The organism is Mesorhizobium silamurunense (assembly GCF_014843825.1).
Lineage (GTDB): Bacteria > Pseudomonadota > Alphaproteobacteria > Rhizobiales > Rhizobiaceae > Mesorhizobium > Mesorhizobium silamurunense.
In genome coordinates this window covers 1-8915 of sequence record NZ_JHQR01000016.1, presented here as the reverse complement: position 1 = coordinate 8915, position 8915 = coordinate 1, and the positions used below count along the sequence as shown (strand labels likewise).

12 protein-coding genes are annotated in these 8915 nt (G+C 65.2%); 6 read left to right on the top strand and 6 right to left on the bottom strand.

The annotated features are described in order from the left end of the window. Both DH10_RS01745 and DH10_RS01740 read right to left on the bottom strand, forming a co-directional pair. A partial coding sequence (locus DH10_RS01745) for a CHAD domain-containing protein (protein WP_192384114.1) occupies positions 1-539 on the bottom strand: 539 nt, incomplete at its 3' end. Then, positions 536-1009 (bottom strand): CYTH domain-containing protein, encoded by a 474-nt coding sequence (locus DH10_RS01740; RefSeq protein ID WP_192255223.1) that lies wholly within the window; start codon positions 1007-1009, stop codon positions 536-538. The genes DH10_RS01745 and DH10_RS01740, both read right to left, overlap by 4 nt. 90 nt (positions 1010-1099) lie before the next feature. Between DH10_RS01740 and DH10_RS01735 the strand changes: the two genes are divergently transcribed. From DH10_RS01735 to DH10_RS01720, 4 genes are read left to right on the top strand one after another with little or no spacing between them, the layout of a single operon-like run. Continuing rightward, positions 1100-1804, top strand: a complete 705-nt coding sequence (locus DH10_RS01735) for a CerR family C-terminal domain-containing protein (RefSeq protein ID WP_192255221.1) — start codon at positions 1100-1102, stop codon at positions 1802-1804. Beyond that, positions 1801-2754 (top strand): HlyD family secretion protein, encoded by a 954-nt coding sequence (locus DH10_RS01730; RefSeq protein WP_192255219.1) that lies wholly within the window; start codon positions 1801-1803, stop codon positions 2752-2754. Before DH10_RS01735 ends, DH10_RS01730 begins: the two co-directional genes overlap by 4 nt. Then, on the top strand, positions 2751-3671 hold the full coding sequence (locus DH10_RS01725) for an ABC transporter ATP-binding protein (protein WP_192384113.1): 921 nt from the start codon (positions 2751-2753) through the stop codon (positions 3669-3671). Before DH10_RS01730 ends, DH10_RS01725 begins: the two co-directional genes overlap by 4 nt. Before the next feature lie 8 nt (positions 3672-3679). Next, positions 3680-4816, top strand: a complete 1137-nt coding sequence (locus DH10_RS01720) for an ABC transporter permease (RefSeq protein WP_192255259.1) — start codon at positions 3680-3682, stop codon at positions 4814-4816. A 124-nt stretch (positions 4817-4940) separates the two neighbouring features. On the opposite strand, the gene DH10_RS01715 is transcribed toward DH10_RS01720, so the two are convergent. Further along, on the bottom strand, positions 4941-5918 hold the full coding sequence (locus tag DH10_RS01715) for a threonine/serine dehydratase family protein (protein WP_192255216.1): 978 nt from the start codon (positions 5916-5918) through the stop codon (positions 4941-4943). A 321-nt stretch (positions 5919-6239) separates the two neighbouring features. Next, complete coding sequence (locus DH10_RS01710; protein WP_192255214.1) at positions 6240-6563, bottom strand: hypothetical protein; 324 nt, start codon at positions 6561-6563, stop codon at positions 6240-6242. Positions 6564-6732: 169 nt separating this feature from the next. Here DH10_RS01710 and mbfA point away from each other — a divergent pair, with 169 nt between their 5' ends. After that, on the top strand, positions 6733-7716 hold the full coding sequence (gene mbfA / locus DH10_RS01705; RefSeq protein ID WP_192255213.1) for an iron exporter MbfA: 984 nt from the start codon (positions 6733-6735) through the stop codon (positions 7714-7716). Here the strand turns inward: mbfA and DH10_RS01700 are convergent. Beyond that, positions 7713-8057: an antibiotic biosynthesis monooxygenase family protein gene (locus DH10_RS01700; RefSeq protein WP_192255211.1), complete on the bottom strand. Its 345-nt coding sequence runs from the start codon at positions 8055-8057 to the stop codon at positions 7713-7715. The genes mbfA and DH10_RS01700 overlap by 4 nt on opposite strands. Then, entirely contained in the window at positions 8054-8422 is a 369-nt protein-coding gene (locus DH10_RS01695) for an NIPSNAP family protein (RefSeq protein WP_192255209.1), read from the bottom strand. Before DH10_RS01695 ends, DH10_RS01700 begins: the two co-directional genes overlap by 4 nt. A 171-nt stretch (positions 8423-8593) precedes the next feature. Here DH10_RS01695 and DH10_RS01690 point away from each other — a divergent pair. Beyond that, a partial coding sequence (locus DH10_RS01690) for an ArsR/SmtB family transcription factor (protein WP_192384112.1) occupies positions 8594-8915 on the top strand: 322 nt, incomplete at its 3' end.

Below are 8915 nucleotides of genomic sequence, written 5' to 3'. Positions count from 1 at the left end.
TTGTCCAGCGCCTTTTTCGCCCGCCGCAAGGTGGCGCGGGCGCCTTCGGCCAGGATGTCGGCCGCCTGCTCCGGCTGATCGGGCAGGGACAGCCTGTCGATGCGCTCCAGCCCTTCCTGGCAAGCGGTGACGGCGGCATTTATGGCGGCGTCGAGACCAGGGCCGGCGTGGAGCTCATGCTGGCGCAGCACCAGCCGGTCACGAACGGCGTCGAGGCCGCCGCCGGCGCTTTGTTCCGGAAAGGCGTCCGCCAGGCGATCGACGGTCTCGATGAGAGCGGTCGCCTCGCGCGGGCCGGCAAGCAGCGCCGACACCTGCTTATAACATTCGTTTTCGGTCTGGCAGAACGGTTCGTCTCCGGAACGAACCAAGCGCAGCAAGGCCCGCACGCTCTTCAGCCGCTTGCGGCATTTGTGCAGTCCCTGCTCCGGTTTGTCGCGCGCCGTCTCGAGATGGCCGAGAGCCCTGCCGATCTCGTCGGCCAATATGCGCCTGACCTCGCCGGTCAGCGGCAAGCGCGGATCGATACGAAAGCTCATGCGGCGATCTCCGGAATCCCCCCGAGGGCCAGCGACGCGTTGTAGAACCTCGACTCGCCGGTGACCTCGCGACCGAGCCAGTCGGGCAGCATTTCGTCAGGTACGTCCTCCGGCGTCTCCAACTCCGCGACCACGAGCCCCGAGAGCACTCCGCCGAACACATCGACTTCATAGAGATAGCCGCGGTGTCTAACATGGTGGCGTGTCTTCTCGATGACACGCCCAATGGCGAACGCCATCAATTCCTCGGCCTCGGCGAGAGGGATGGGATATTCGAATTCGTCGCGCTCGCGCGCCCTGTCGCCGAACTTCAGCGTCAGCTCGGCGGAACGCCCGTCGTTGATGCGCACGCGCACCGTGCGGCCGGGCTGTGCGCCAACGTAGAACTGGCGAATGCGGATATCCGCCTCGACCAGGCTGCGCCAGGTGGGGTCAGAGACCAGGAACTTGCGCTCGACTTCCTTGCCCATGGCCGCGCAATAAAGCCCGCGCGGACGGAGATGGCAAGCCGAGTCGGGATTCAATTTGACTTTAATCAATCGATTGATTAAACGAATATCATGAGCAAGCAGACGAACACCAAAAGGCCGCAACGCGAAGCCTCTCCCGCCGATCAAACGCGCGCAGCCCTTGTCCATGCCGCGCTCAAGCTGTTCGGCCGGCAAGGCTTCGACGGCACCTCGACGCGCGAGATCGCGGCCGAGGCCAAGGCCAATATCGGCTCCATCGCCTATCATTTCGGTGGCAAGGAAGGCCTGCGCGCCGCCGCCGCCGACTTCATCGTCGAGACCATCCAGGGGGTTGCCGGCCAGGCGCTCGGCGCACCCCAGCAGACCGCCCCTTCAAACCCGGAAGCCGCGCGGGCACAGCTTTTTGCCGCGCTGGAGCGGATGGTCGGCTTTGTCGTTGCAAGCCCTCAGGCCGGCGAGATCGTACAATTCGTACTCCGCGAGCTGTCGCACCCGACGGCGGCGCTCGACCGTATCTATGCAGGCGTGTTCGAGCCGACGCATCGCCGGCTTTGCCAGATCTGGGAGCAGGCGACCGGCGAGCCCGCCGAGAGCGAAGCCACCCGGCTCACCGTGTTCACCATGATCGGCCAGGTCATCTATTTCCGCATCGGACGCGAGGCGGTGATGCGCAGGATGGACTGGCGCGAGATCGGCGACAAGGAGGCCGCCAAGGTGGTGGCGGTCGCGACCGACAACCTCAGGGCAATGCTGGCGGCGCGCGACGCAGCCGCCGGCAGGAAGGGCAAATCATGAGCTTTCTCTGTTCGCTGCCGCTCGCGGCCCAGCTGTTCGGTGCCTGCGCGCCGGCCGCACCGCTGGCCGTCGGCTATGTCGAAGGCGAATATGTGCTGCTGGCGCCGATCGAGGTCGCGCAGGTCGAAACGGTCACGGTCAAGCGCGGCGACCGCGTCGAGCCGGGCGCGCCGGTGGTGACGCTGGAGAACGCCGACGCCAAGATCGCCGTAGCGCAGGCTGGAGCCGCGCTCGCCCAGGCGCAGGCGCAGCTTGCCGACCTCAAGGTGGGCAAGCGGCCGGAAGAGATCGCGGTGCTGAAGGCCGAGGTCGACATGGCGAAGGCGCAGGCCGCCGACGCCAAGCGCAAATATGACCGCGCCAGCGACCTCTACAAGCGCGGCACCGGCACGCAGGCCGACTACGATACGGCTTCGGCTTCGCTGGAGACGGCAAACGCGCAGGTCGGCCAGGCCGAAGCCAATCTCGCTGTCGGCGGCCTGCCGGCGCGGGCCGAGACGATCAAGGCGGCCGAGAACCAGGTCAAGCAGGCGCAGTCTGAATTGGGGCAGGCCGTGTGGCGACTGTCGAAGCGGGTGCTGACGGCACCCTCGCCCGGGCGCATCAACGATGTCATCCGCAACCCCGGCGACACCGCCGGACCGACCGCGCCGGTGATCTCGATGCTGCCCGACGGCGCGGTGAAGCTCAGCGTCTATGTGCCGGAGACCGCCTTCTCCTCGGTCAAGGTCGGCACGCTGCTCAGCGTCCGTTGCGACGGCTGCGGGCCGGATCTGAAGGCGCGCGTCAGCTACGTGTCGCCCGATCCGGAATTCACCCCACCGGTGATCTACTCGCTTGAGAACCGGCAGAAGCTGGTCTTTCTCGTCGAGGCGCGGCCGGAGGGCGATGCCGGGCCGCTGCAGCCCGGCCAAATCGTCGATGTCGACCTGGCGGATCTTGGGAAATGAACGTCATCGACGTCCACGGACTGGTCAAGCGCTTCGGCGACAAGACCGTCGTCGACCATGTGACGATGACGGTGGCCGAGGGCGAGATCGTCGGCTTCCTCGGGCCGAACGGCTCGGGCAAGACGACGACCATCCGCATCATGTGCGGGCTTTTGACGCCGGACGAGGGTGAGGGCACGGTGCTGGGCTTCAACATCCTGACCGATGCGCTCAAGATCAAACGCGAAGTCGGCTACATGACGCAGAAGTTCTCGTTCTACGAGGATCTGACGATCGGCGAGAATCTCGAATTCGTGGCGCGGCTCTACCGGCTGAGGCCGGTCGAGGAATATGTGGCCCGCACGCTCGATGACCTCGGCCTGGCGACACGCCGCAACCAGCTGGCCGGCACACTTTCGGGAGGCTGGAAGCAGCGGCTGGCGCTGGCGGCCTGCATCATGCACGAGCCGAAGCTGCTTCTGCTCGACGAGCCGACGGCAGGCGTCGACCCGAAGGCGCGGCGAGAGTTCTGGGACGAGATCCACAGGCTGGCGAGCGGCGGGCTCACCGTGCTCGTCTCCACCCATTACATGGACGAGGCCGAGCGCTGCCACCGCATCAGTTACATCTCCTACGGCAAGATGCTGGCCACCGGCACGGTGGACGAGGTGGTCAAGAATGCCGGGCTGACCACTTTCGTGTTGCAGGGGCCGCGGCTCGACCAGGTTGCCGAGGCGCTGCAGGGCCGTCCCGGCATCGACCAGGTGGCGCCGTTCGGCGCCACGCTGCATGTCGTCGGCTCCGACAAGGCGGCGCTCGAAAAGGCGCTTGCGGATGTCGAGAAGGAGCACAAGGGCGTGACGGTAGCGCCGGGCGAGACCAGCCTTGAGGATGTGTTCATCCAGTTCATGTCCGGCTCGAAGGACAACATGGCATGAAAGATGGCATGAACGCGGTCTTCTCCATCGCCAGGCTCGGCGCGCTGCTCATCAAGGAGTTCATCCAGATGCGGCGCGACCGCATCACCTTCGCCATGATGCTCGGCGTGCCGCTGATACAGCTGGTGCTGTTCGGCTACGCCATCAACAACGACCCGAAGAGCCTGCCGGCCGCGCTGGTCGCGACCAGCAGCGATCCTTACACGCGGGCGATGGTCTCGGCGCTGCAGACGACCGGCTACTACCGTTTCGACCATGTGGCGCAAAGCGCGGCCGAGGCCGAGTTCCTGATGTCGCGCGGCGATGTCGCCTTCGTCGTCACCATCCCCGCCGATTTCGGGCGGCGGGTGGAGCGCGGCGACAATCCGCAGATCCTGATCGAGGCCGACGCCACCGACCCGGCGGTGGCCAGCGGCGCCATCTCGACATTGAGCACCGTCGCCAGCCAGGCGCTGCTCAGAGCCCAAGGCACGCAGGAAGCGGCCAAGGAAGCGGCGCGCGGCCAGCTCGATGTCGTCGTGCACCGGCGCTACAACCCGGAAGGCATCTCGCAATACAACATCGTTCCCGGCCTGCTCGGCGTCATCCTGCAGATGACGATGGTGATGATGACCTCGATCGCGCTGACGCGCGAGACCGAGCGCGGCACGATGGAAAACCTTTTGGCCATGCCTTCCAGCCCTCTCGAGATCATGCTGGGCAAGGTGCTGCCATATCTGGTGGTCGGAGCGGTGCAGGTGGTGGTGGTGCTGGCGGCGGCGAAGCTTCTGTTTTCCATCCCCTTCATGGGGTCGCTGTCGCTGCTCCTGTCCGCCGTGCTGGTGTTCGTGCTGGCGCTGGTGCTGCTCGGCTACACGATCTCGACGATCGCGCGCACCCAGATGCAGGCGCTGCAGCTCACCTTCTTCTTCTTCCTGCCCTCGATCATGCTGTCGGGCTTCATGTTCCCCTATCGCGGCATGCCGGGCTGGGCGCAGATCTTCGGCGAGATCTTCCCGCTGACGCACTTCCTGCGCATCACCCGCGCCGTCATGCTGAAGGGCGCGGAGCTGCCGGCGGTGGCGACCGAGATCGGCTGGCTGGTGGTGTTCGTGGCGCTGTTTGCCGGCGTGGCGCTGGTGCGCTTCAGGCGGACGTTGGATTGACCAAAGCGTGGCGGAAAAGTTTTGACGCTGGAGGGACAGCACCCCCCTCTGTCCTGCCGGACAGAGGGGGGTGAAGGATCGCGGCGATTACAGCTTGCGGGCCACCACACTCTCCCACAAAAATCTACGCAGCCGCCATGATTTCCGCATACGTGCCGAAATCGACATTGCCGCCGGAAAGCACCACCGCCACGCATTTGCCGGCGAGATCGATCTCGCCGGATGACAGCGCCGCAAGCGCGACGCAGCCGCCTGGCTCGACCACCAGCTTCAGATGGGCCATGGCATCGCGCATCGCTTGCGCTGCGGCCTTGTCGGAGACGGCGATGGCGCCGGCGAGATTCTTGCGGTTGATCTCGAAGGTGATGGCGCCGGGCTCGGCGGTGAGGAGCGCATCGCAGATCGAGGTATGGCCGGGCTCGTTCGAAACCCGCTCGCCCTTGGCGAGCGAGCGGCGCGTGTCGTCGAAGTGCTCCGGCTCGACCGCCCAGACCTGCGTGTGTGGCGAGGCATCCTTGACCGCAACGGAAATGCCGCTCGACAGGCCGCCGCCGCCGCAAGGGATGACGACCGCGTCGAGCGATACTCCAAGCGCCTTCGCCTGCCGCATCAGCTCCAACCCGATCGTGCCCTGACCGGCGATGATGGCCGGATCGTCGAAAGGCGGCACCAGCACCATGCCTTTCTCGATATAGGGGCGAACGACGGTCATGCGGTCGTCCTTGAAGCGATCGAACGGCACCACCTCGGCTCCCATCTTGCGGACATTGCCGACCTTGAGCGCCGGCGCGTCGACGGGCATGGCGATGACCGCCCTGACGCCGAACATGGCGGCCGAAGCGGCAACGCCTTGCGCATGGTTGCCGGAGGAAAAGGCAACGACGCCGCGGCTGCGCTCCTGTTCGGTGAGCGACGACAATTTGTTATAGGCGCCGCGGATCTTGAAGGAGCCGGTGCGCTGCAGCGTCTCGGGCTTGAACATGATGCGGCCGCCATAGCGCTTGTTGAGCTCGGGCGATTCGATGAGCGGCGTCTCGACGATAAGGCCGGAAAGCCGCGCGGCGGCGGCTTGGATGTCGGAAATGCCGGGAAGGGTAGTCATGGCGAGGGCCTTGCGAAGAACGGGACCGCCCATGGTGCACGGAAATTATCCCGGCGCGCCAACGAAAAAATGTGATGGAGACAATGTTTGGAGTGCGGTAGCGCTCCTGAACGTCGTCATCCCTGGGCGAAGCAAGGAGCGAAGCGACGCGGCGAAGACCCTGGGATCCATGCCGTGACCTCCGTGACACGCGAAGCCAAATCAGAAGGGGCACCCGTCGTGAGGACGTTCCGAACCTGTTCTGACCCATGGCACTCTACGGCAGCCGTCACGGCATGATCCTCGGGTCAAGCCCGAGGATGACGAAGCGAGGGGCAGCCCTCACCCCAGCAGCGCCTTTGTCCGCTTCTTGCCGCCGAGCTTGCGCCAGCTGGCGAAGCGGTGGGTGGCGGCGGCAAACGAGATCTTCATCTGCTGGGCGACCGTATAGCGCGACTTGCCCTCGTCGAACATGCGGTAGCAGCACTCGACGCCTTCCTCGGTCAGCTTGCCGTCCGGCGTCTTGTTGTGCGGATTGGCCGGGTCGAATTTTTCGGCCTGCTGCTCGACCAGGCCCTTCAGGCGCTGCAGGTCGGCCTCGATGCTGGCAATGAGATCGAGAACGGGTTTCGGGTCGAACACGTGCGGGGGCGTTTTTTCCGTCATCCATGTTTCCTTCGATTTCGGCTGGTGCGCCCCATATAGGTGAACATTCGGCAATAATGAAGAGTGCGGCGCTGGAACGACGAAATCCGTGTGCCCCACGACGTCCGTGATTGACCCTCGGCTCACGAGTCCCTAGTTTAGAACCATTCTAAACTAGGGTGATTTCCTCATGCTTTCCCGTGTTTTCGGCTTCGGCCGCCGCTCCTTCGATTCGCTGTCGGAGCAGGAGATCCTGGCGCTGGCGATTTCTTCCGAAGAGGACGACGGGCGCATCTATCGCGCCTATGCCGACGGGCTGGCACAAGATTTTCCGCAATCGGCCAAGGTGTTCGAGGCGATGGCGGAGGAAGAGGATGGCCATCGCGATTCCCTCATCGAGCTCCACCGCAAGCGCTTCGGCGAGCGCATCCCGCTGATCCGGCGCGAGCATGTGAGAGGCTATTACGAGCGCAAGCCGGACTGGCTGGTGCGGCCGCTCGGCATCGAGCATGTGCGCCGCCAGGCCGAGGAAATGGAGCGGCAGGCCTATCGCTTCTATGTCGAGGCGGCCAAGCGCACGACCGATGCGTCGACCCGAAAGCTGCTCGACGAGCTGGCCGCGGCCGAGCTCGGCCACGAGAACTCCGCGCACGAGCTCGAACAGGAACATGTCCCGGGCGAGGTGAAGGTGGAGGAAGCGACGGCAGAGCAGCGCCAGTTCATCCTCACCTATGTCCAGCCGGGGCTGGCCGGGCTGATGGACGGCTCGGTGTCGACACTGGCGCCGATCTTCGCCGCGGCGTTCGCTACCCATCAAACGTTCCAGACCTTCTTGGTCGGCCTCGCCGCCTCGATCGGCGCCGGCATCTCGATGGGCTTCACCGAGGTGGCTTCCGACGACGGCAAGCTTTCAGGCCGCGGCTCGCCGGTGAAGCGCGGCCTCACCGTCGGCGTCATGACGACACTTGGCGGGCTCGGCCACGCGCTGCCCTATCTCATCCCCTACTTCTGGACGGCAACGATCGTCGCCGCGGTCGTGGTGTTCTTCGAGCTCTGGGCGATCGCCTTCATCCAGAACCGCTACATGCAGACGCCATTCTGGCGCGCCGCCTTCCAGGTGGTGCTGGGCGGCGCGCTGGTGTTCGGCGCGGGGGTACTGATAGGCAACGCCTAGCCGTTCACCATCCGGCTATCCTGCGGCGCCTCGGCTCTTTCGGTCAGCCCATAGTCGCGCACGACATGGGCGATGCGCAGACGATAGCCGGTAAAGATTCCGCCGCGGCCGGCCTTCTGCGCCTGGCGGTGCTCCTCGGTGTTGCGCCAGGCCTTCACCGCCTCCTCGTCGCGCCAGAAGGACAGTGACAGCACGCGTTTCGGATCGGTGAGGCTCTGGAAGCGCTCGACCGAGATGAAGCCGTCGATGCTCTCGAGCAGGGGCTTAAGCTCGGCGGCGATGCCGAGATAGGCATCGCGCCTTCCTTCCCCCGGCTCAACCTCGAAGATGACAGCGATCATGCCTCTATCCCTTCCTTGACCGTTACGCTGGTATCGAAAACCTTCCTGGGCCCATGCGGGCCGGACACCAGCTTAAGGAAGATGCGATCTTCCTTCAGGATGAATTTCTCGCGCCGCGCGAACTCGTAGTTTGCCTTGCCGGCCGGGTCCGCGGCAAGCCGGGCGCGATAGGCTTCGTAGGCCGCGAGGTTCTCGATGTTGTAGGCGGCATAAGCCGTGGTGGCCGAGCCCTCATGCGGCGCGAAATAGCCGATCAGCTCGGCGCCGCAGCGCGGGATGGCCTGGCCCCAGGCGCGCGCATATTGCTCGAAGGCAGCCTTGCCGAACGGGTCGATCTCGTAGCGGATGAAGCAGGTGATGGTCATTTCGGTCTCTCCTCGTCGGTTGGCTTTGTGGCAGCGACGGTTCGACCACTGTCGAAACATCGCTTCCCTCGGTGTGCTAGGCATTCTTGTGCCAGGAGCGTTTGCCGCGCTCCTTGAGCTCGCCCGAGAATAGTGCTTCTCTTGCACGAATGCTTCGATAAGGATCGAACTATGCGTGAAGGACCCGACATCGCCCGCATCGCCAGCCTGGTCGGCGACCCGGCCCGCGCCAACATGCTCAACGCGCTGATGGGCGGAACGGCGCTGACCGCATCGGAACTTGCGCTGGAAGCCGGCGTGTCGCTGCCCACCGCCTCCTCGCATCTGTCGAAGCTGATGGAGGGCGGGCTGCTGACGCTCGCGAGCCAGGGCCGGCATCGCTATTACGGCCTCGCCAGCCCGCAGGTCGCGGGCATGATCGAGGCGATCATCGGTGTTGCCGAAGCCGTCGGCCCGAAGCGGGTGCGACCCGGCCCGCGCGACGCGGCGATGC